General features: G+C 57.3%; 19 protein-coding genes. 9 read left to right on the forward strand and 10 right to left on the reverse strand.

The features are described from left to right. Window positions 1–12: 12 nt before the first annotated feature. The 10 genes from APH36_RS18200 to rpmH form a co-directional block, all read right to left on the reverse strand. Complete coding sequence (locus APH36_RS18200) at window positions 13–420, reverse strand: F0F1 ATP synthase subunit I (RefSeq protein ID WP_008092225.1); 408 nt, start codon at window positions 418–420, stop codon at window positions 13–15. 149 nt (window positions 421–569) lie between these two features. After that, on the reverse strand, window positions 570–1,442 hold the full coding sequence (locus tag APH36_RS18205) for a ParB/RepB/Spo0J family partition protein (RefSeq protein WP_060499721.1): 873 nt from the start codon (window positions 1,440–1,442) through the stop codon (window positions 570–572). Between the two features lie 9 nt (window positions 1,443–1,451). After that, window positions 1,452–2,243: a ParA family protein gene (locus APH36_RS18210; RefSeq protein ID WP_060499722.1), complete on the reverse strand. Its 792-nt coding sequence runs from the start codon at window positions 2,241–2,243 to the stop codon at window positions 1,452–1,454. 18 nt (window positions 2,244–2,261) lie between these two features. Further along, the gene (rsmG, locus tag APH36_RS18215; protein WP_060499723.1) at window positions 2,262–2,912 is read right to left on the reverse strand and encodes a 16S rRNA (guanine(527)-N(7))-methyltransferase RsmG; all 651 of its coding nucleotides are present in this window, start codon (window positions 2,910–2,912) and stop codon (window positions 2,262–2,264) included. Beyond that, the gene (mnmG, locus tag APH36_RS18220; RefSeq protein WP_060499724.1) at window positions 2,909–4,801 is read right to left on the reverse strand and encodes a tRNA uridine-5-carboxymethylaminomethyl(34) synthesis enzyme MnmG; all 1,893 of its coding nucleotides are present in this window, start codon (window positions 4,799–4,801) and stop codon (window positions 2,909–2,911) included. Before mnmG ends, rsmG begins: the two co-directional genes overlap by 4 nt. Window positions 4,802–5,347: 546 nt before the next feature. Further along, complete coding sequence (mnmE, locus tag APH36_RS18225; protein WP_060499725.1) at window positions 5,348–6,718, reverse strand: tRNA uridine-5-carboxymethylaminomethyl(34) synthesis GTPase MnmE; 1,371 nt, start codon at window positions 6,716–6,718, stop codon at window positions 5,348–5,350. Between the two features lie 87 nt (window positions 6,719–6,805). Then, window positions 6,806–8,488 (reverse strand): membrane protein insertase YidC, encoded by a 1,683-nt coding sequence (yidC, locus tag APH36_RS18230; protein ID WP_060499726.1) that lies wholly within the window; start codon window positions 8,486–8,488, stop codon window positions 6,806–6,808. Window positions 8,489–8,490: 2 nt separating this feature from the next. Continuing rightward, window positions 8,491–8,736: a membrane protein insertion efficiency factor YidD gene (gene yidD / locus APH36_RS30925; RefSeq protein ID WP_082426416.1), complete on the reverse strand. Its 246-nt coding sequence runs from the start codon at window positions 8,734–8,736 to the stop codon at window positions 8,491–8,493. After that, entirely contained in the window at window positions 8,729–9,133 is a 405-nt protein-coding gene (gene rnpA, locus APH36_RS30930; protein ID WP_016712775.1) for a ribonuclease P protein component, read from the reverse strand. Before rnpA ends, yidD begins: the two co-directional genes overlap by 8 nt. A 13-nt stretch (window positions 9,134–9,146) precedes the next feature. Next, window positions 9,147–9,281, reverse strand: a complete 135-nt coding sequence (gene rpmH / locus APH36_RS30935) for a 50S ribosomal protein L34 (RefSeq protein ID WP_003253163.1) — start codon at window positions 9,279–9,281, stop codon at window positions 9,147–9,149. Window positions 9,282–9,876: 595 nt separating this feature from the next. On the opposite strand from rpmH, the gene dnaA reads away from it, so the two are divergent. The 9 genes from dnaA to APH36_RS18280 all read left to right on the forward strand — a co-directional run. Continuing rightward, window positions 9,877–11,406, forward strand: a complete 1,530-nt coding sequence (gene dnaA / locus APH36_RS18240; protein ID WP_060499728.1) for a chromosomal replication initiator protein DnaA — start codon at window positions 9,877–9,879, stop codon at window positions 11,404–11,406. A 40-nt stretch (window positions 11,407–11,446) separates the two neighbouring features. After that, a complete protein-coding gene (gene dnaN, locus APH36_RS18245) occupies window positions 11,447–12,550 on the forward strand; it encodes a DNA polymerase III subunit beta (protein ID WP_016712777.1) in 1,104 nt (367 codons plus the stop codon). 15 nt (window positions 12,551–12,565) lie between these two features. Continuing rightward, complete coding sequence (gene recF / locus APH36_RS18250) at window positions 12,566–13,669, forward strand: DNA replication/repair protein RecF (RefSeq protein ID WP_060499729.1); 1,104 nt, start codon at window positions 12,566–12,568, stop codon at window positions 13,667–13,669. Between the two features lie 4 nt (window positions 13,670–13,673). Beyond that, window positions 13,674–16,094, forward strand: coding sequence for a DNA topoisomerase (ATP-hydrolyzing) subunit B (gyrB, locus tag APH36_RS18255; protein WP_060499730.1), 2,421 nt, complete (start codon window positions 13,674–13,676; stop codon window positions 16,092–16,094). 836 nt (window positions 16,095–16,930) lie between these two features. Continuing rightward, window positions 16,931–17,569 (forward strand): TnsA endonuclease N-terminal domain-containing protein, encoded by a 639-nt coding sequence (locus APH36_RS18260; RefSeq protein WP_011953077.1) that lies wholly within the window; start codon window positions 16,931–16,933, stop codon window positions 17,567–17,569. Then, window positions 17,550–19,508, forward strand: a complete 1,959-nt coding sequence (locus tag APH36_RS18265) for a DDE-type integrase/transposase/recombinase (RefSeq protein ID WP_011953078.1) — start codon at window positions 17,550–17,552, stop codon at window positions 19,506–19,508. The genes APH36_RS18260 and APH36_RS18265 overlap by 20 nt, the downstream gene beginning before the upstream one ends. Then, window positions 19,505–20,464, forward strand: a complete 960-nt coding sequence (locus APH36_RS18270) for a TniB family NTP-binding protein (RefSeq protein ID WP_010951429.1) — start codon at window positions 19,505–19,507, stop codon at window positions 20,462–20,464. The genes APH36_RS18265 and APH36_RS18270 overlap by 4 nt, the downstream gene beginning before the upstream one ends. A gap of 75 nt (window positions 20,465–20,539) precedes the next feature. Beyond that, window positions 20,540–22,456 (forward strand): TniQ family protein, encoded by a 1,917-nt coding sequence (locus APH36_RS18275; RefSeq protein ID WP_010951430.1) that lies wholly within the window; start codon window positions 20,540–20,542, stop codon window positions 22,454–22,456. Between the two features lie 56 nt (window positions 22,457–22,512). Continuing rightward, a partial coding sequence (locus APH36_RS18280) for a histone-like nucleoid-structuring protein, MvaT/MvaU family (RefSeq protein ID WP_060499731.1) occupies window positions 22,513–22,749 on the forward strand: 237 nt, incomplete at its 3' end.

Raw genomic sequence — 22,749 nt, forward strand, 5'->3', positions numbered from 1 at the left:
GCCTCAAACGCCCTAAGGTCTCGAAAGTCTTTTATTCATCAGCAGGGGCGCGAACCAGCTGACCAAAAGGGTCAGCACGAAGACGCCGAATACTGCTAACGGCGCCAATGGCTTCACTCCTGCAAAGGTCAGTGCAAAAAGCACTGCCGTCAAAATCATCTTGCCTGCCTCGCCAGCGTAAAACGACTTGACGATGGCTTGTGCCGCCCGAGCTCCGCTGAAGCGAAAAGCCTTCCAGGCGAAATACACATTGGGCAGCCAGGCAATCAAACCTCCGCAAAGGCCTGAATATCCACTGACCGCCCCTTTCCACTGCCACAACACCAAGGTTGCCAGCAGTAGTACGACGAATTGAGCCAGCAGTACCGGAAAAACCGCCCAGCGATGGAAAGGCAGGCGGTTTGGCGTGCGGATTTCCATCACAACTGCTCCTCGGAAGTCGACCAACAAGTCAGTTATGACTTGGCATAATTTGTGCCGACAAAATGCGCGCAGAGTATAGGGGTGGATTAACCCCTATTCAACTCTTCGGTAGTGATTTCCGACTGCGCGCTACAACAGGAATTGTTTCAGCGGATGTGAGCAAGCACGCCTTGCAACTCGTCAAGGGAGTTGTAACGAATAACCAACTGGCCTTTGCCCTTGTTGCCATGACGGATCTGGACAGCCGAGCCCAGGCGCTCTGCGAGCCGCTGTTCAAGGCGTGCGATATCCGGATCAGGTTTGCTCGGTTCGACCGGATCAGGCTTGTCACTGAGCCACTGACGCACCAGTGCCTCAGTTTGGCGCACGGTGAGGCCACGTGCGACAACATGACGCGCCCCCTCCTCCTGACGGTTTTCTTCCAGACCGAGCAATGCGCGGGCGTGACCCATCTCCAGGTCGCCGTGGGCGAGCATGGTCTTGATCGCCTCAGGCAGCGTGATCAGACGCAGCAGGTTGGCCACGGTCACCCGCGACTTGCCTACGGCGTCGGCTACCTGCTGCTGGGTGAGCTCGAATTCCTGCTGCAGGCGCTGAAGGGCCAGGGCCTCTTCCAGCGGGTTGAGGTCTTCGCGCTGGATGTTCTCGATCAGCGCCATGGCAATGGCCGCCTCATCGGCCACTTCGCGGACCATGGCCGGGATCGTGTCCAGGCCGGCCTGCTGCGTGGCGCGCCAGCGGCGTTCACCGGCGATGATCTCGTAGCGGTTGTCGCCGATCGGGCGCACCACGATCGGCTGCATCACACCATGGTTACGAATCGAGTGCGCAAGCTCTTCCAGCGCCTCCGGGTCCATGTCCCGGCGCGGCTGGTACTTGCCACGCTGGATCAGCTCGACCGGCAGGTGTTGCAGTTCTTTCTGGTCGATCTTCACAGCCTGCTCTTCGAGCGCGCTGACGGAAGGACCACTGAGCAGTGCATCCAACCCACGTCCGAGACCCCGTTTCTTGACGGCCATACGGATTCCTTAAGTTGTTTGTGCAGTGCGTGATTGACGGCGTTGGCGGCGTACCAGTTCCCCGGCCAGGGCCAGATAAGCCAGCGCGCCTCGCGATTGCTTGTCGTAAGCCAGTGCCGGCATGCCGAAGCTCGGGGCCTCGGCCAAGCGAATGTTGCGCGGAATGACCGTGTCGTACAGCTGCGGGCCAAAGTGCTCCTTCAGCTGCGCCGAAACATCGTTGTTCAGGCTCAGGCGCGGATCGTACATGGTCCGCAGCAGGCCTTCGATCTTCAGCTCCGGGTTCAACCGGGCGGCGATGCGCTTGATGTTATCCACAAGGTCACTGAGCCCTTCCAGTGCGTAGTACTCGCACTGCATGGGGATGATCACGCCATCGGAAGCAACCAGGGCGTTAAGCGTCAGCATCGACAGCGACGGTGGGCAGTCGATGAGGATGTAGTCGTAGTTATCGCGGATGGGCGCCAGCGCGTTGCGCAGACGGCTTTCCTTGACCTGCATTTCCAGCAGCACCACCTCGGCGGCGGTCAGGTCGCGGTTGGCCGGCAGCAACTGGAAACCGCCGTGCTCGGAGTAATGCATGGCCTGGGCCAGATCGCATTCCCCGATCAGCAGGTCGTACACCGAGTGCTCGAGCTCGTGCTTGTCCACACCGCTGCCCATGGTGGCGTTGCCCTGCGGATCGAGGTCGATCAGCAGCACACGACGCTTGGTCGCCGCCAGCGAGGCGGCGAGATTGATACAGGTGGTTGTCTTGCCCACACCACCTTTCTGGTTCGCGATTGCGAATACCTTAGCCATTGTTGCGTGTGTTCCCAGTCATGCCTTGCGGCGCAGTATCAGCAGATGGCGCTGGCCCTGGCAACCCGGAACGGTCAGGGCCTGTTCGCCTTCCACTGTGAAGTCTGCGGGCAATGCTACCAGTTCATCGGCAGGATGCAGCCCCTTCATTGCAAGCCATTGCGTCCCGGTGTCGCCCAGGTGGCGGGTCCAGTTGGTGAAGTTCTCCATGCTGCTGAAGGCACGGGAGATGATGCCGTCGAACGGCTGCGCTGGCTGGAAGGCCTCGACCCGGCTGTGGATAACCGTGAGGTTGTCCAGCTTGAGCTCCATTTTCACCTGGGTCAGGAAGCGGGTCTTCTTGCCATTGGCGTCCAGCACAGTCACCCGCTTGTCCGGATGCAAGATAGCCAAGGGAATGCCGGGCATGCCACCGCCACTGCCCACATCCAGCCAGTTGACACACTCGCTGTGGATAAACGGCATGACGCTGAGGCTGTCCAGCAGGTGGCGCGACACCATCTCGTCGGGGTCGCGCACGGCGGTGAGATTGTAGGCTTTGTTCCATTTGATCAACAGGGCCAGGTAGCCGAGCAGCTTTTCGTGATGCTCGGTGCTCAGCTCGACACCAAGCTGGCGGGCACCTGTGGACAACTCTTCTGCGTGTTGCGGGGTGACCAGGGAACTCAAGCGCTTTGCTCCAATTCGCGGCCAGCGCCGCGTTTTTTCAAGTGAATCAGCAACAGGGAAATCGCCGCCGGGGTCACGCCCGGGATGCGCGAAGCCTGGCCCAACGTTTCCGGACGGGTCTGGCCAAGCTTGCCCTGGATCTCCTTGGACAGGCCGGAAATGGTCGAGTAGTCGATATCCACAGGCAGGCGGGTATCTTCGCTGGCACGCAAGCGGGCGATTTCGTCTTGCTGGCGATCGATGTAACCGGCGTATTTGGTGCGGATTTCGACCTGCTCGGCGACCTGTGGATCGATCGCTTCGCCGCCGGTTGCCTCGATCAGCCCGGCGTAGTCGATTTCGGGGCGCGCCAACAGGTTGAGCAGGCTGTACTCATGGCTGAGCGGGGTACCGAACTTATCCACAATGGCTTGGCCTTGCTCGGTATTCGGGCGCACCCAGGTCGACTTCAGGCGCTGCTCCTCGCGTTCGATGCCGTCGCGCTTGGTGCAGAAGGCGGCCCAGCGTTGGTCGTCGATCAGGCCGAGTTCGCGGCCCTTTTCGGTCAGGCGCAGGTCGGCGTTGTCTTCTCGCAGGATCAGTCGGTACTCGGCACGCGAAGTGAACATGCGGTACGGCTCCTGGGTACCCAGGGTAATCAGGTCGTCGACCAGTACGCCGATGTACGCCTCGTCGCGGCGCGGGCACCAGCTGTCACGGCCCTGCGCTCGCAGTGCGGCGTTGGTACCGGCCAGCAGGCCTTGGGCGCCGGCTTCTTCGTAACCGGTGGTGCCGTTGATCTGCCCGGCGAAGAACAGGCCGCCGATGACTTTGGTTTCGAGGCTGTACTTGAGGTCGCGCGGGTCGAAGTAGTCGTATTCGATGGCATAGCCCGGGCGCACGATGTGGGCGTTTTCCATGCCACGGATCGAACGCACCAGTTCCAGCTGCACGTCGAACGGCAGCGATGTGGAAATACCGTTGGGGTACAGCTCATGGGTGGTCAGGCCTTCCGGCTCAATGAACACCTGGTGGCTTTCCTTGTCGGCGAAGCGGTGGATCTTGTCTTCGATCGACGGGCAGTAGCGCGGACCGACACCTTCGATCACACCCGAGTACATCGGCGAACGGTCGAGGTTCGAGGCGATGATCTCGTGGGTGCGCGCATTGGTGTGGGTAATCCAGCAGCTCACCTGACGCGGGTGCATTTCGGCATTGCCCATGAACGACATCACCGGGATCGGCGTATCGCCTGGCTGCTCGGTCATCACCGAGAAGTCCACCGAGCGGCCATCGATGCGTGGCGGCGTACCGGTTTTTAGGCGGCCGACGCGCAGCGGCAGCTCACGCATGCGGTGGGCCAGGGCGATCGAAGGCGGATCACCGGCGCGGCCGCCGGAATGGTTTTGCAAACCAATGTGGATAAGGCCGCCGAGGAAGGTACCGGTGGTCAGTACCACCGATTCGGCGAAGAAACGCAGGCCCATCTGGGTCACCACGCCTTTGACCTGGTCCTGCTCGACGATCAGGTCGTCGCAGGACTGCTGGAATATCCACAGGTTCGGCTGGTTTTCCAGGATTTCACGCACCACTGCCTTGTAGATGGCGCGGTCGGCCTGTGCTCGGGTGGCACGTACGGCCGGGCCCTTGCGGTTGTTCAGAACGCGGAACTGGATGCCGCTCTTGTCGGTGGCCAGCGCCATGGCGCCACCGAGGGCATCGATCTCTTTGACCAGATGGCTTTTGCCGATACCGCCTATGGCGGGGTTGCAGCTCATGTGACCGAGGGTTTCCACGTTATGGGTCAACAGCAGGGTTTTCACACCCATGCGTGCAGACGCAAGCGCAGCCTCGGTACCGGCATGGCCGCCGCCGATGACGATCACTTCAAAACGGGAAGGGAAATCCACCACGCACCTCGTGCCTGTTTTTGCGAATAGAGAAGGTAAGCGGACAAGTATAGGGACTTCACCCCCTTTAAAGAAACCGTCTGAGCAAATTTTGACCAGTCTGTGGATGAGTGGCAAACAACAGAAAACAAAGAGGAGAAATTTAAAAAAGCTTTGTTTTTATGTTTATTCTTATACACAGCCTTGTCTGTGGATAAGGTTCTGTAGCCCTTTGTTCATGGTGTGTAGAGAGAAATTAAACCCTGTGGTTGGAGTGCCATGAGGGGTATGGATAACACGATTTAGCCTGTGGATTAAATGGCTCTTTACCCACAGGCCAGATTTTCCTCAGAAAAAAAGCCTGCTTATCAACGGAGCTGAAGGCGGGTTTTCCACAGGGCTCCTGAGCCCAGATTGCCTTCTGTGGATGAGTGATGTGTCAGTTTCGAGGGCCTCGTCACGGGTAAACCCGCTCCCACAGCCATCTGTTCAAGGCATGAGATGAGAAATTGCAGGCAAAATAAAGCCGCTCCCGAGGGAGCGGCTCTTGATCTCGCCTGCTGTGGATTATTTGCCGATGCAGAAGCTGGAGAAAATCCGCCCCAACAAATCATCCGAGCTGAATGCCCCGGTGATTTCGCCTAGGGCATGTTGTGCCTGGCGCAAGTCCTCAGCCAGCAGCTCTCCTGCACCCGCCAGGGTCAACTGAGCACGGCCGTGCTCAAGGTGTTCGCTGGCTTGGCGCAAGGCATCCAGATGGCGCCTACGGGCACTGAAACCACTCTCTGCAGTCTGTTCGTAACCCATGCAGGCCTTCAGATGGTCGCGCAGCAGTTTCAGCCCTGCATCGTCGCCTTTGGCGCTGAGGGTGATCGTCACATGGCCGTCATCACACTGCTCCAGCGCGACCCGTTCACCACTCAGGTCGGCCTTGTTACGGATGAGCGTGACCTTGGCTGGGTCTGGCCGCTGGTCGAGAAATTCCGGCCACAAAGCGAACGGGTCGCTGGCCTCGGGCGCGGTGGAGTCGACCACCAGCAACACACGGTCAGCCTCGCCAATGGCCTTCAGGGCGCGCTCCACGCCGATCTTTTCCACATGGTCGTCGGTATCGCGCAAACCGGCCGTATCGACGACGTGCAGTGGCATGCCGTCGATGTGGATATGTTCCCGCAGGATGTCCCGGGTGGTACCGGCAATGTCGGTGACAATCGCCGCTTCCCGGCCAGCAAGCTGGTTCAGCAGGCTCGACTTGCCCGCATTCGGCCGGCCGGCGATGACCACCGTCATGCCGTCACGCAGCAAGGCGCCTTGCCCGGCCTCGCGTTGCACAGTGGACAACTCGCTGCGTACGGCATCGAGCATCGACAGCACGTGGCCATCGGCGAGGAAGTCGATTTCTTCTTCCGGGAAGTCGATAGCCGCCTCGACGTAGATGCGCAGGGCAATCAACGCTTCGGTAAGGCTGTGCACACGTTTCGAGAACTCCCCCTGCAGCGAACGCAGGGCGTTGCGCGCCGCCTGGCTGGAACTGGCCTCGATCAGGTCGGCAATCGCTTCGGCCTGGGCGAGGTCAAGTTTGTCATTGAGGAACGCGCGCTCGCTGAATTCGCCTGGGCGGGCCAGGCGGCAGCCGACTTGTACACAGCGCTGCAGCAACATATCCAGGACCACCGGTCCGCCGTGGCCCTGCAGTTCGAGCACATCCTCGCCTGTGAACGAATTCGGCCCGGGGAAGAACAGCGCGATCCCCTCATCCAGTACAAGCCCTTCATCGTCGCGGAACGGGCCGTAATGGGCATGCCGAGGGGTGAGTGTACGGCCGGTGATCAACTGGCCGGCCTTGGCAGCCAGAGGGCCGGACAACCTGACAATACCCACACCCCCGCGACCTTGGGCGGTAGCGATGGCGGCGATGGTTTCACGCACAGTGTTCATGCTCGAAAGCCTCTACGACAAAACGACAGATAGCAAAAACGCCCCACTAGGGGGCGTTTTTTATTCACAGGCTAGCGCAGTAGCCTGTCAAGCAGCAGCTTTTTTGCTGGCTGCCTCGATGCTGCGGGTGATGTACCACTGCTGAGTGATCGACAGGCAGTTGTTCACAACCCAGTACAGCACCAGACCAGCCGGGAACCACAGGAAGAAGAAGGTGAAGATGATCGGCATCATTTTCATCACCTTGGCCTGCATCGGATCCGGTGGGGTCGGGTTCAGGCGCTGCTGGATGAACATGGTGGCGCCCATGATGATCGGCAGGATGAAGAACGGATCCTTGATCGACAGGTCGGTAATCCACAGCATCCATGGGGCCTGGCGCATTTCAACGCTTTCCAGCAGTACCCAGTACAGGGCCAGGAATACCGGCATTTGTACCAGGATCGGCAGGCAGCCGCCCAGCGGGTTGATCTTCTCTTTCTTGTACAGCTCCATCATCGCCTGGGACATCTTCTGGCGATCGTCACCGAAGCGTTCCTTCAGTGCGGCGAGCTTCGGCGCAACAGCACGCATACGTGCCATCGAACGGTAGCTGGCAGCCGACAGCGGGAAGAACAGGCCTTTGATCAGCATGGTCAGTACGATGATCGACCAGCCCCAGTTACCCAGCAGGCTGTGGATATGTTGCAGCAGCCAGAAGATCGGCTGGGCGATGAACCACAGGAAGCCGTAGTCGACGGTCAGTTCCAGACCTGGGGACAACTCTTTCAGCTTGGACTGGATTTTCGGACCGGCGTACAGCATGGCGCTGGTTTCGACCTTGCCGCCAGCAGGAACGCTGAGGACTGGGCCGGTGTAGCCGATGATGTAGTTGCCCTGGCTGTCCTTGCGGGTCTGGACAACGTTGTTGTCCGTTTTTGCCGGAATCCAGGCGGTCACGAAGTAGTGCTGCAGCCAGGCAACCCAACCGCCGGACACATTTTCTTTCAAACTACCTTTGTCGATGTCCTTCATCGAGACCTTTTTGTAAGGCTCAGAAGCTGTCCACAGAGCAGCACCCAGGTAGGTTGCGGTGCCGGTTGCGGTACTCGAGGACGGATCGCCGCTGGCGTCGCGCTTGAGCTGGGCAAACATGTTGCCGCTCCAGGCCTGGCCACTCTGGTTGTCGATCAGGTAGGTGACATTCAGGTCGTACTCACCACGCTTGAAGCTGAAGCGCTTGATGTAGTTGACACCGTTGTCGCTGAACTTCAGGTCGACCACCAGTTGTTCCTGGCCGTCGGCCAGCTGGTAGCTCCTCTGCTCGGCGGCATACAACGGGCGACCGCTGGCGCGGGCATCCGGGCCATTGGCGCCGGTCAGACCGCTTTGTGCCAGGTAAACACGCTCACCACCATTGTCGAACAACTGGAATGGAATGTTCGGGTGGTCCTGACGGCGTGGGTACTTCGGCAGGTTCAACTGGACGATGTCACCACCGACCGGATCGATAGCCAGTTCCAGGACGTCGGTCTTGACTCGGATCAGGTCCTTGCTCAGTGCAACCGGTGCCAGTTCGGCAGGGCTCGATTCGGCGTTGGCGCTCGGTACATCGGCGCTGGCACCGTTGTTACCGGCCGGCACGCCATCGGGCAGGCCCGGAGCAACGGTGCTGGCAGCAGTATTCTGAGTCGGCAGGGCAGCCTGGCCGTAGTCATCGTTCCACTTCAGGACCATGACGTAGGACACGACTGCCAGCGCGGCGATCAGGATCGTGCGTTTAATATCCATGATTACTCGGCTATCGAAGAAGTTCGGGAGGAAGGAGCGGGGGGAACGGGGTCGAAACCGCCGTCATTCCACGGATGACAACGCCCCAGGCGACGAACGGCTAGCCACCCACCACGCCATAGGCCATGGTTTTCAATGGCTTCTTGAGCGTAACAGGAGCAACTGGGGAAAAAACGACAGTGATTAGCCATCAGGGGGCTGATGGCATAACGGTAAAACTGGATCGGAACGAGGGCCAGTTTACGCATCTTGGCTGTCTACCCCTGCGGAATTGGCGGTGACTGCTGGTGTTGGCCGGCTGCGCGCCAGACGTTTCCAGAGTTTGCCAAAGTGTTGGTGCAATTCCGGGTTTTCTACTTCACCCAATCCCTTGCGCGCGACGATCACGATGTCCAGCCCGGCGAGCATTTGCTGGTTCAGACGAAAGGAATCGCGCATCAAGCGCTTGAGGCGATTGCGTTGAACGGCGAGCTTGACGCTCTTCTTGCCAATCACCAGGCCGAGCCGTGGGTGATCAAGGCCGTTCTCGCGAGCAAGGATCAGCAGGTTTTTCCCTGGAACCTTGCCGGTTGGGGAGTCGAAGACCGCTTTGAAGTGTCGGGGTGTAAGCAGTCGCTTTTCCCGACTGAAGTCCTGACTCACCACCTGTGCCGAAAAATCAAATGGCCAGACGCTTACGGCCTTTGGCACGACGACGCGACAGAACAGCGCGGCCGTTCTTGGTAGCCATACGGGCACGGAAACCGTGGGTGCGGGCGCGCTTGATGGTGCTTGGTTGGAAAGTACGTTTCATGGCGTGTTACCTGGTTTGTCGACGACGGGCCGGGATGGCCCCCTTTTTAAGAGACCGGCGATTCTAGAGAAAGCAAGCCCATAGGTCAATTTCCAACCAGTCTTTCCCTATAGAGCACAGGATGGACGGTGCCTGCCGATTCATCCCCAGGGGGTGCTTGATCGGACACACGAATCAGGGACAACATGAAAAAAAAGAAGAGACATATAAAAAGCTTTTCTGAAGAACTTATAAATCTTATGTGGGTAACCTTCTGTGGATAACCTACTTAAGGCCATAATTCACGCCATGTACAGCGTTTTACAACCGTGTTCTCAACCGGTGCTGCACCTGTTTTATTCGTGCGGGCAAGCTGTGGATTAAAATGCTACTTACCCACAGATGAGTTATCAACAGGACTGGCCTCAGGGTTGTGCATAGCCCTCGTGGGCGGTTATCCACAGACCTTATTCACAACGCGTAAAGGTCGTTTTGGTCGATAAATGGCTGTTTTGTCATGGCTCCTAACGTGTCCACATGTGGATAACTGGGCGCCCGACCGGTACAATGGCGGTTTGTTTTTGCCTCATCCGGCTTTCAAACTCAGGGGATATCCGTGTCAGTGGAACTTTGGCAGCAGTGCGTGGAGCTTCTGCGCGATGAACTGCCTGCCCAGCAATTCAACACCTGGATCCGTCCGCTACAGGTCGAAGCCGAAGGCGACGAGTTGCGCGTCTATGCGCCCAACCGTTTCGTTCTCGATTGGGTCAATGAAAAGTACCTGGGTCGCTTGCTCGAGCTGCTAGGTGAAAACGGCAGCGGTATTGCGCCTGCCCTTTCCTTGTTGATAGGCAGCCGTCGCAGCTCGGCTCCGCGTGCCGCGCCCAACGCACCGGTCAGTGCGGCCGTGGCTGCCTCGCTGGCTCAAGGCCAGGCGCACAAGCCTGCTCCGGTGGCAGCGGTCGAACCTGTTGCAGTGCCGGTGACCGAGCCGGTATTGGTCGAGGATCTTGCCGAACCGTCCGCACGCGACAGCTTCGATGCCATGGCCGAAACGGCTGCGGCACCCGCCGTTGGTGGTCGGGCCGAACAGCGCACCGTGCAGGTTGAAGGTGCGCTCAAGCACACCAGTTACCTGAACCGTACCTTCACCTTCGAAACCTTCGTCGAAGGTAAGTCGAACCAGTTGGCGCGTGCGGCTGCCTGGCAGGTCGCGGACAACCCCAAGCATGGTTACAACCCGCTTTTCCTTTATGGCGGTGTGGGCCTGGGTAAAACCCACCTTATGCATGCTGTGGGTAACCACCTGCTGAAGAAGAACCCGAACGCCAAGGTCGTCTACCTGCATTCGGAGCGCTTCGTCGCGGACATGGTCAAGGCTCTGCAGCTGAACGCTATCAACGAGTTCAAACGTTTCTACCGCTCGGTGGATGCGTTGTTGATCGACGATATCCAGTTCTTTGCCCGTAAAGAGCGCTCGCAAGAAGAGTTTTTCCACACCTTCAACGCCCTGCTTGAGGGCGGCCAGCAGGTAATCCTGACCTCTGACCGTTACCCCAAGGAGATCGAAGGCCTGGAAGAGCGCTTGAAGTCGCGCTTTGGCTGGGGCCTGACGGTGGCCGTCGAGCCACCCGAGCTGGAAACCCGTGTGGCCATCCTGATGAAGAAGGCCGACCAGGCCAAGGTCGAGCTGCCGCATGATGCGGCCTTCTTTATTGCCCAGCGCATCCGCTCCAATGTGCGTGAGCTGGAAGGTGCCCTGAAGCGGGTGATCGCCCACTCGCACTTCATGGGCCGTGATATCACCATCGAGCTGATCCGTGAGTCGCTGAAAGACCTGCTGGCACTGCAGGACAAACTGGTCAGTGTGGACAACATTCAGCGAACCGTCGCCGAGTACTACAAGATCAAGATCTCTGATCTGTTGTCCAAGCGGCGTTCACGTTCTGTCGCTCGTCCACGCCAGGTGGCCATGGCCCTGTCAAAGGAGCTGACTAACCACAGCCTGCCGGAAATCGGCGACATGTTTGGTGGTCGCGACCACACGACCGTGCTGCACGCCTGCCGCAAGATCAACGAACTGAAGGAATCCGACGCGGACATCCGCGAGGACTACAAGAACCTGCTGCGGACGCTGACGACCTGATGGCCGTCTGCGCAGCTAATTGAAGGCAAGGGACTAGACCATGCATTTCACCATTCAACGCGAAGCCCTGTTGAAACCCCTGCAACTGGTCGCCGGTGTCGTCGAGCGCCGTCAGACCTTGCCGGTCCTGTCCAACGTATTGCTGGTTGTGCAAGGCCAGCAACTGTCGTTGACCGGTACCGACCTGGAAGTCGAACTGGTAGGCCGCGTGCAACTGGAAGAGCCGGCTGAACCCGGCGAAATCACTGTCCCGGCACGCAAGCTGATGGACATCTGCAAAAGCCTGCCAAACGACGCCCTGATCGATATCAAGGTCGACGAGCAGAAACTGTTGGTCAAGGCCGGTCGTAGCCGCTTCACCCTGTCCACTCTGCCAGCCAATGACTTCCCGACGGTGGAAGAAGGCCCGGGCTCGCTGACCTGCAACCTGGAACAGAGCAAGCTGCGCCGGCTGATCGAGCGCACCAGCTTCGCCATGGCCCAGCAGGATGTGCGCTACTACCTGAACGGCATGCTGCTGGAGGTGTCCCGCAACACCCTGCGCGCAGTGTCCACCGATGGTCACCGGCTGGCGTTGTGCTCCATGACCGCGCCGATCGAGCAGGATGACCGCCATCAGGTCATCGTGCCACGCAAAGGTATCCTGGAGCTCGCGCGTTTGCTCACGGACCCGGAAGGCATGGTCAGCATCGTGCTGGGCCAGCATCACATCCGTGCCACCACCGGTGAATTCACTTTCACCTCCAAGCTGGTGGACGGCAAGTTCCCGGACTATGAGCGCGTACTGCCCAAGGGCGGCGACAAGCTGGTGGTCGGTGACCGCCAGGCCTTGCGTGAAGCCTTCAGCCGTACCGCGATTCTTTCCAACGAAAAGTACCGCGGCATTCGCCTGCAACTGGCTGCTGGCCAACTGAAAATCCAGGCCAACAACCCGGAGCAGGAAGAAGCAGAGGAAGAGATCAGCGTGGACTACGAAGGTAGCTCGCTGGAAATCGGCTTCAACGTCAGCTACCTGCTCGACGTGCTGGGCGTAATGACTACTGAGCAAGTTCGTCTGATCCTCTCGGATTCCAACAGCAGTGCCCTGCTGCAGGAAGCGGGCAATGACGATTCTTCCTATGTTGTCATGCCGATGCGCCTGTAACCCATAGCAGGCGACATGTCCCTTCGACGTATCATGGTCACCGCGGTGCGCAATTTGCACCCGGTGACTCTCTTACCCTCCCCCCGTATCAACATACTTTATGGCGCCAACGGCAGCGGCAAGACCAGCGTGCTTGAAGCCGTGCATTTGCTGGGGCTGGCGCGCTCTTTCCGTAGCACACGCCTGAACCCGGTTATCCAGTACGAACAGGCTGCCTGTACCGTGTTTGGTGAAGTGCAGTTGACCGAGGGTGGCACCAGCAACCTGGGCGTCTCCCGGGAGCGCCAGGGGGAGTTTACTATTCGCATCGATGGGCAGAATGCGCGCAGCGCGGCGCAACTGGCGGAGTTGTTACCGCTTCAGCTCATCAACCCAGACAGTTTCCGCCTTTTGGAAGGTGCCCCGAAAATTCGTCGCCAGTTTCTGGATTGGGGGGTGTTCCACGTGGAACCTCGCTTCTTGCCAGCCTGGCAGCGGCTGCAGAAGGCGCTGCGGCAGCGGAACTCATGGTTGCGTCATGGTACACTTGACCCAGCTTCGCAAGCCGCCTGGGACCGGGAACTGTGCCTGGCCAGCGCGGAAATAGATGAATACCGTCGCAACTACATCAAGGCCTTGAAGCCCGTCTTCGAGCGAACCCTGAGCGAACTGGTCGAGCTGGACGGGTTGACCCTGAGCTACTACCGAGGCTGGGACAAGGACCGGGAACTGCAAGAAGTACTCGCCTCCTCTCTCCTTCGCGATCAGCAGATGGGCCATACCCAGGCCGGTCCGCAGCGTGCTGATCTGCGTCTTCGTCTGGCTGCCAACAATGCAGCCGACATCCTGTCGCGTGGTCAGCAAAAGCTGGTGGTGTGTGCATTGCGCATTGCCCAGGGCCACCTCGTTAGTCAGGCTCGCCGCGGTCATTGTATTTATCTCGTGGATGACTTGCCGTCCGAACTGGACGACCAGCATCGCCGCGCGCTGTGCGGCTTGCTTGAAGAATTACGCTGCCAGGTGTTCATCACCTGTGTAGATCACGAATTACTGAGGGAAGGCTGGCAGACGGAAACGCCAGTTGCTTTGTTCCACGTGGAACAAGGCCGTATCACCCAGACCCACGACCATCGGGAGTGAAGGCATGAGCGAAAATCAAACGTACGACTCCTCCAGCATCAAGGTGCTGAAAGGTTTGGATGCCGTACGCAAGCGTCCCGGCATGTACATTGGCGACACCGATGATGGTAGCGGCCTGCACCACATGGTCTTCGAGGTGGTCGACAACTCCATCGACGAAGCCCTCGCCGGTCATTGCGATGACATCACTGTCATTATCCATCCGGACGAATCCATCAGTGTGCGCGACAACGGTCGCGGCATTCCGGTCGACGTGCATAAAGAAGAAGGCGTTTCCGCAGCCGAGGTCATCATGACTGTGCTGCACGCCGGCGGTAAGTTCGACGATAACTCCTACAAGGTATCCGGCGGCCTGCACGGCGTAGGGGTTTCGGTCGTGAACGCGCTGTCCGAGAAGCTGGTGCTGACCGTTCGCCGTAGCGGAAAAATCTGGGAACAGACTTACGTTCACGGTGTTCCTCAAGCGCCTATGGCGGTTGTCGGTGACAGTGAAACCACCGGTACCCACATCCACTTCAAGCCTTCAGCTGAAACCTTCAAGAACATTCACTTCAGCTGGGACATCCTGGCCAAGCGTATTCGCGAATTGTCGTTCCTCAATTCGGGCGTTGGCATTCTGCTGAAGGATGAGCGCAGCGGTAAGGAAGAGTTCTTCAAGTATGAAGGCGGCCTGCGCGCATTCGTCGAGTACCTGAACACCAACAAGACTCCGGTCAACTCCCAGGTGTTCCACTTCAACGTCCAGCGTGACGATGGTGTGGGTGTTGAAGTTGCTCTGCAATGGAACGACAGCTTCAACGAAAACCTGCTGTGCTTCACCAACAACATTCCGCAGCGTGACGGCGGCACTCACCTGGTGGGCTTCCGTTCCTCGCTGACCCGTAGCCTGAACAGCTACATCGAGCAGGAAGGCCTGGCCAAGAAGAACAAGGTGGCAACCACTGGCGATGATGCCCGTGAAGGCCTGACCGCAATCATCTCGGTGAAGGTGCCGGACCCCAAGTTCAGCTCGCAGACCAAAGACAAGCTGGTCTCCTCGGAGGTGAAAACCGCCGTGGAACAGGAGATGAACAAGTACTTCGCCGACTTCCTGCTGGAGAACCCGAACGAGGCCAAGGCTGTCGTTGGCAAGATGATCGACGCCGCCCGTGCCCGTGAAGCAGCACGTAAAGCCCGTGAGATGACTCGCCGCAAAGGTGCGCTGGACATCGCCGGCCTGCCAGGCAAGCTGGCGGACTGCCAGGAGAAGGACCCTGCCCTTTCCGAACTGTACCTGGTGGAGGGTGACTCCGCCGGTGGCTCGGCCAAGCAAGGCCGTAACCGTCGTACCCAGGCGATCTTGCCGCTGAAGGGTAAAATCCTCAACGTTGAGAAAGCCCGCTTCGACAAGATGATCTCGTCCCAGGAAGTGGGCACGCTGATCACCGCACTGGGCTGCGGTATCGGCCGCGAGGAGTACAACATCGACAAGCTGCGTTATCACAACATCATCATCATGACCGATGCTGACGTTGACGGTTCGCACATCCGCACTCTGCTGCTGACCTTCTTCTTCCGTCAGCTGCCGGAGCTGGTCGAGCGCGGCTACATCTACATTGCCCAGCCACCACTGTACAAGGTGAAGAAAGGCAAGCAGGAGCAGTACATCAAGGACGACGAGGCCATGGAAGAGTACATGACCCAGTCGGCCCTGGAAGATGCCAGCCTGCACCTGGACGAGTCGGCGCCAGCGGTTTCCGGTGTGCAGCTGGAAAGCCTGGTGAATGAATTCCGCGGCGTGATGAAAACACTCAAGCGCCTGTCGCGCTTGTATCCGGAAGATATCACCGAGCACTTCATCTACCTGCCGGAAGTGGCTGTGGAGCAGTTGGGTGACCACGCTCTGATGCAAGCCTGGCTGGCCAAGTTCCAAGAGCGCCTGAGCAACAGCCAGAAGTCCGGCCTGGTTTACAAAGCCAGCCTGCGCGAAGACAAAGAGCGCAACGTATGGTTGCCGGAAGTGGAAGTTACCTCCCACGGCCTGGCCAGCTATGTCACCTTCAACCGGGACTTCTTCGGCAGCAATGACTACCGTACCGTAGTCAACATTGGTGCCAAGCTGTCCAGCTTGTTGGGCGAAGGTGCTTACGTTCAGCGCGGTGAGCGCCGTAAGGCAATCGTCGAGTTCAAGGAAGGCCTGGACTGGCTGATGAACGAAACCACCAAGCGCCACACCATCCAGCGCTACAAAGGGCTGGGTGAGATGAACCCTGAGCAGCTGTGGGAAACTACCATGGACCCGACCGTCCGCCGTATGCTCAAGGTCACCATCGAGGATGCGATCGCAGCTGACCAGATCTTCAACACCCTGATGGGTGATGCGGTCGAGCCGCGCCGTGACTTCATCGAAAGCAACGCGCTGTCGGTGTCGAACCTGGACTTCTGATCAGGTGTAGGTTCACAGAAAAGCTGCACGCTTTCACAAATAGATGACCGGCCGGGCTTCAACCATGGCCCCTGTCGGTCACCATCAAGCCCGCCTTCGCGGGCTTTTTTTTGCCTGGAATTCCTGCCGGGGCGCCCTACTCCGCTCATTGGAAAATGATGCAGATGGGGGGATTTGAGGAAGTGATTTGATGGGGCGCTGGAAGTGCTGAGAGGGTCGGCGGGCGGATCTGAGCAGCAGAGAGATTGAGAGGACTTTAAAACTAATATTTGAACACCTTAATAGTTAATTAAGCGTACGTGTTAAGTATTAATTTGAACAATTTAGTATGGAAATGGAATTTGGTGGAAGTTGCCATTTTGGATTTTTTGTAGATTTCGAAGGGATGTTGGAATAAGATCTATGACCAACTTTTCCGCTTTGCACTGAAGATTTTCAGCCAAATCAGCTGTTTGAAGCGAGAGCTTCAGACCTGATCCAAATTGCTCCAGCGATCACGAAGTGGCCGTTTAGAAATAAAGAGAGCAAGCCGATTGCTTTAGATTCTGATCAGTCATGAGAGTCATGACCAATGAGAGAAAAGGAGACCTGAAAATGTAGAAAAACGCGATCAATCCCGAGAGGACTGACCGCGCTTAGCGAAGCAGACTTGCGTCCTCAGAACCCGCAATGTCTGCTTTTTCGAAGCGACTGTCAATCCTCTCCCATTTTTTCGACCTTAGCGAGGTTACTCGACGGCACAGTGTTGCCTGTCGAAAGGCCTCACTTCGCCCGCCCTGCGCCTTGATTTTTTGGCGCAGCGTCGGCGCTCGTTTCGAGATTTTCGGAGGTGTTTCATGACAGTACGAAAGGTGGTCACGCGGCGGTCCAACCATTACCGCGGCTACTTCCCATCGCTCAAAAATAAAAAGCCTGTGCCCTGGGAGTCCCAGCTCGAAGGCGCTCTTTTTCGGCTTCTTGAGCTGTCTCCTGCGGTCATCGGCTACGTCCCGCAGCCCAGTGAGGAACGTGTTCCATCGCTCCAGGGCTACTTCAAATATTACCCAGACGTACAGGTTTTCCTCGCGGATGGGCGCGAGTGGTGGTTTGAAGTGAAGCCTCACGACCGACTGAAGATTGCCAGCGTCAGGCAGCGACTGGATGCCGCTGAGCGCTACTTCAACGCCACTGCCCGTAACTTTTCGGTGATCACTGAAAAGTTAATTGAAGCTGAACCCCTGGCTACCAATCTTAGAAGGCTGATGTATCACCGGCGCGGTCCAGAGCTTTCGCATCAGGCGTTGGAGGAGGTAATGGCGACCTTCAACGAATGGCCGCCTATGACCGTTGCAGATCTGCTCTACGTGGTTGGTGAGGGGAAAGCCTGGCGCTTGTTAGGCCTTGGGGTGGTGGGCATTGACCTTGATAGGTCAATTGACACTGACTCCCCGGTCTTCCTGCAAGGGGGGCACCGTCATGCAAACCTTTTCCCTTAGGGTGAAATTGGTCGTCATCGTTCGTGGCGTACTGATGGTGCTTGAGAAGAGGCTTATTGACCGGAAGCTGCTCTTTTTCGATGAGCTTGGTGAGCCCACGAAGCTATCCGAGAAGGAGTTCTATGAGGCCTACGAGAAGCGCGAGATCGAGATCTCCGCTGATCAGCCATACCTTGGGAGGGTTCCGTATGTGCGGAACGTCCCTCCAGATATTTCATGCTTCCCCAAAAAACATGGAGATGAGGCATTGCGTCGACGCAAGTATCTGGACGACCTAACTAAGCGCGGTAAATACAAGCTACCGGGTGACGAAGACATGATCAAGAAGCTTAGAGATATCGCCAAAAAGATTGGGGATGCGTGCGCACCCTCGGTTTCCACTATTCGACGTTGGGCAGCCAAATACATTGGCCAGAACGTAGTAAAGCTTATCCCTCAGCATGCCAAAAAGGGTCGGGCTGCCGCGATACAGGGAGAGCTCGAAGTTATTCTTGAAGGGGTGATTAATAAAACCTACCTGCAGGATACGATTCCAGCGGTCAGCGTGGTCGTTTCAGAATTCGAGGATCAGATAAAAGAGAGGAACAAAAGTCGTTTGCCTTCGGATCAGCTCAAGATCCCAAGCGGAATGACTGTCCGAAGGTACATCGCCAAGCTGGATCCGTACCTTGTGGATAAGGAGAGGCTCGGAAAACACGCAGCAGACAAGAAGCACCGTGTTGCGGCGGGTGTCCTACGTGTCCATGAGATTTTGGAACGTTGGGAAATTGATCACACCTTGTTGGACGTCCAGCTTGTGGATGAAACCTCGGGGCTGTGCATTGGGCGCCCCTATCTGACGATCGTCCTCGACCGCTTCTCTCGAATGGTGATGGGATATTTGCTCCACCTGTCGGCGCCAAATACGGAAACCGTGCTTCGTGTGATCGAACGCTCAATCCGTCCAAAAGCCGAATTGCTGAAGCGCTTTCCGAAAGTGAGAAATGAATGGTGGGCACGTGGGCTGCCGGCTCGAATAGTCCCAGACAACGCAGCGGAATTTCACGCGGGCGATCTCATCATGGGATTCAACGAGTTGGGTATCGAGATCATGTATCCCGCTTCAAGGGCCCCTCAAAGGAAAGGTGCCGTCGAACGCTTTTTCAGCACACAGAACCTGGGGCTTATCCACAACCTCCCGGGTACCACCTTCTCGAATATCCAGCAGCGTGGCGATTACGACTCGGAGAAGAATGCATGTTTCACGCTCCCTCAATTGGAGGCGGTGGTAGTGAAATGGATCGTCGATGGTTACCACCAGACTCCTCATCGGGGGCTGGACAACAGAACACCGGCTCAAGTCTGGGGGACTAGCGAGGCGAACCATGTCATCAGCCTTCCCGTCGACCTGGACTCGTTGGAGTGCATTCTGGCCAAGCGGGCCTCGGTGAAGGTTCACCATTACGGCATCGAGGTTGCCAAAGTGGGCTACCACTCTACGGAACTTGCTGAGCTCCGTATGCGTTTGGCAGACGGAGAAAAGGTAAACGTCCGCTATCGAGACGAAGCCGGGCACGTTTGGGTTCACGACCGCTTCAGAAACTTGTTCTTCAAAGTGCCCGCCAAAGATGAGCGAATGGCCGGTAAGAGCAGGGAGGTGTGGAAGGCTGCCGAGAAAGCGCTGCGAGAAAAATATAATGAGCAGCCTAGCTTCGAGGCTACGCACAGGTGCTACCAGGAAATTATGGAAGATGCAGACGAGGCCCGCCGTTCGCAGACGCTCAGAAAACGACGCGCAGCTGCCATAGCGAAAATCGACAAGGAGGGTCGAGTGACCGAAAGCACGCCTCCACCCAAGGTACTCGCTGAAGTGGAATGGACCGGTGACTCTATTCCTAACATTCCGCCAGCAGCCTTCAAGGTCTCGGTTCGTCGCCCTGCTGGGAGTTCTAAGCCATGAACGCCATCAATCTGTACGAATGCTACGAGCATGGTGAATACAGCTTTACGCTCCGCGATCGTTTTATTCACAGCCCTCAAGTCGAGCGAGCGTTGACGCGACTAGGCGATATCCACGGCGATAGTCGGCGTACCAGAGCAAGTAAAGGGTTGCTGATCCAAGGTCCAAGCGGAGTGGGCAAGAGCACATTGGTCAAGGAGTACATTCGGTCATTGGAGGAATTGGAGAGCCATGACCCACAGAAGCGGACAGTTCTGTTCGTCGAGATGCCTTCGTCTCCAACCAAAAAGAACCTGGCAGCAGCCATTTTGGCAGAGCTGAAGGATCCCTTCGCAGAGGCACGAGGACATTCGGCAGAGGTTAAATTTGCGCGAGTAGTCCTGCTGCTGAAGAACCTTGGCGTGGAGATGTTGGTCCTCGATGAGGCGCAGCACCTGGTCGATTATCGTCGTAATGGTGCGTATGAGGCAGCAGACTGGATCAAGAGTCTGATGAATGAAACCAGTATCGCGTTTGTTCTGATTGGGCTGAAGCGCACCGAAAATCTCCTGCTAGCAAACGAGCAACTGCGACGCAGGTTTTCGGCCACGGTGGCATACGATCGCTTCACCTTCTCCGCTAATACGTCTCTTCATTTCGTGATGTTGTTGCAGGCAATCGAGGGCGAACTGCCTGTTCAAACCATCAGTTTTGTAGAGCCAGCGATGATTAAACGCTTCTACCTGGCTTCCTATGGATTGATCGACTACCTCATCAAGATTGTGGACAGGGCTGTTTGGCTGGTTCAAGTCCAGGACCTTGTCGGGATTGAACTTCCTGTGCTGGCCCAGGCTTTTGAAGACGAGGTTTGGAGCTACGCCACCGAGGATCGAAACCCCTTCAGTGCGAGCTTCAATTTCCAGCCTCTGTTCGGGAAGCGGGAGCCGTTTGAGACGTTCGAAGAGAGCAGTACCTGACGGCCAAGGGCCGGGCTTATCGGCCCGGCTCTACTCCCCTGATTTTTATGTCTTCGATTTCATGGATGTGTAGGAATGTTTGGTCTTTTAATCAACCCACGACCACACCAAGACGAAAGTCTTTTGGGGTACCTGCAGCGCCTGGCGAAAGCCAACGGATTACCCAGAAAGGAACTGCTCACCGCCTTTGCACGAGCCGACGAGACCGATGTTGCGGACTGGCTGCAGATGATGGAAGGACCACTGAGCTGGCCTGCGGTATCTGCTGAGTTTCGTGATCCAAGGCCCAAGGGGGTCAAGTTATGGACGACTCATCACGCTCGTTACTGTCCGATCTGTTTGGGCGAAGCCGGTTATTGGAGAGAAAGCTGGGGCTTGACCCTGGTTACGACGTGTTCTGTCCACGGCACTGAACTCCACGGGCGGTGCCCCAACTGTCTGAAGGAAACCGATCCAAGCGCAATGAGTGCGAATAGTTGCCAAGCGTGTGGCACCTCATTGAGTGGGACCAATTTTGAGATCGCGCCGGCGAGTGATACGGCCGCCTGGCTCACCTCTGGCTTTGAAGATAGGTTTTACGCCGACTCGTTGCCAGCTGACGCGGGATTGGCGGCCCTCACCTACGAACAGTTTCACGAGTTGTCATCGCGTCTCGCTGTCAGAAGTTTGCCTACGGAAAGAACCCAGCCGCTGAAGGTTGCTGATTCGGGTTCGCTAGAGATATCGCGGCTTATGGCAAACGCGGCGGGCGTGGTTCTCATGAACTGGCCTCTCGCATTCAGAGAACTGCTGAGTGGCCTCAAGGCAGTCCATTCCGATAACGAACATTGGACGCTCAGCAGATCGTTCGGCCCGATATACCACGACATCCACCGTGATCTGGATGACTCTTGTTTTGACTTTCTTCGTCGAGAGTTCGAATCATTTCTGCAGCATGCGTGGGAAGCACCGTTAGCGAAGCGAAATCGCAATTTGAGTGAGGAGACGATTGAGAGACATCGTTGGGTGTCGTTCGATTCTGCTGCTGAAGCTTGTGGTCTCGGGGTATCAGTCATAAAACGCCTTCATCAGGAGGGACAAATCGCCTATCGGGAGAAGGTCCATGAAGATCGAGTCTTTACGGTCGTGGACCTGGATCATTTGAAGGCAATCTCGCAGCATCTCCAGGGCGTGGCTGATATGAAAGAAACCTCGACTTTGCTAAGCCTCTGTCGCAATCGGGTTAGGCAGCTGCTAGCTGGTGGTACCCTCCAGTTCTTTGGTGGAGAACCGCGCCCAGGCGAAAGGTGGCTGATTGACTGCCGCTCGATCAACGAATTGATTGATGAGAAGCTGCCTACCAGCTCTGACCAGAGCCTGGTGTCGATCAACTACTTGGCCAAGCATTCTCTGCCCAAGGGGGGTGGGTTGGTCGAGTTGGTTCAGGCAATACGTGCAGGTGAACTTCGCGCTTACGGCCCAGCTGAGAATGGCTCGGTTGCGGTAGGGGCGTGGTTACTCAAGCCGCAAGATTTTGCAGCGTGGCAACAAGCCCGAGCTGAGAACAAGAGTCCGGTCTTTCCCGGCCTGTCGGTAGTCAAGGCTGCTGCGCTGTTAGGCGTCAAAGAACAATGCGCATACGCGTTCGTTCGACTGGGTCTGCTATGGAGCACTGCTGTCGAACGAGGCCGGCGTACGCAATTGATGGTTAAGCCTCAAGCCATCGACAGATTCAGGCGTGGCTATATCTTGGGACCGGAGATTGCGGTGTATTTGGGGAAGTCGACCAGGGAGGCGTTCAAGCACCTTTGGGAGGCCAGGTTTCGCCCCGTTGCGGGGCCATCCATTCCAAACGCGGCTTGCCGGCAGTACGTTTGGGTAAGAAGCAAAAAGCTGATCGATTACCTCGCAAGTGAAGCCGCCCAGATCGACGATCCTGAAGCCATCACGTTTTTATCCACACCGATCGCTCAGCCTCGTGATTGCCGATTCAGGCATGTGGGATCAAGATAGTTAGCACGCTTTCTTTCTTGATTGCTAAAATCATCGAACCCATTTTGGAGAATCTTATGTCCCGTCTCGCTGAATTCCGCCTGCTCGAACAACAGCTCGCAGCCCAACTGGCGGAGCTGGAAGCGCTGAAAAATGACTCTGCCCTGAAGCAGGAAATGGAATTTGAAACGAAGCTGCGCAGTTTGCTCAACGAGTATGGCTACGGCCTGCGCCAAGTGGTGCTGATCCTCGATCCGCAAGCGGTGGCTTCCACTGATATGGCCCCAAAAACCTCTCGGAAACCACGCGAAGTG

This window comes from Pseudomonas sp. NBRC 111133, from assembly GCF_001320605.1.
GTDB classification, from domain to species: Bacteria; Pseudomonadota; Gammaproteobacteria; order Pseudomonadales; family Pseudomonadaceae; genus Aquipseudomonas; species Aquipseudomonas monteilii.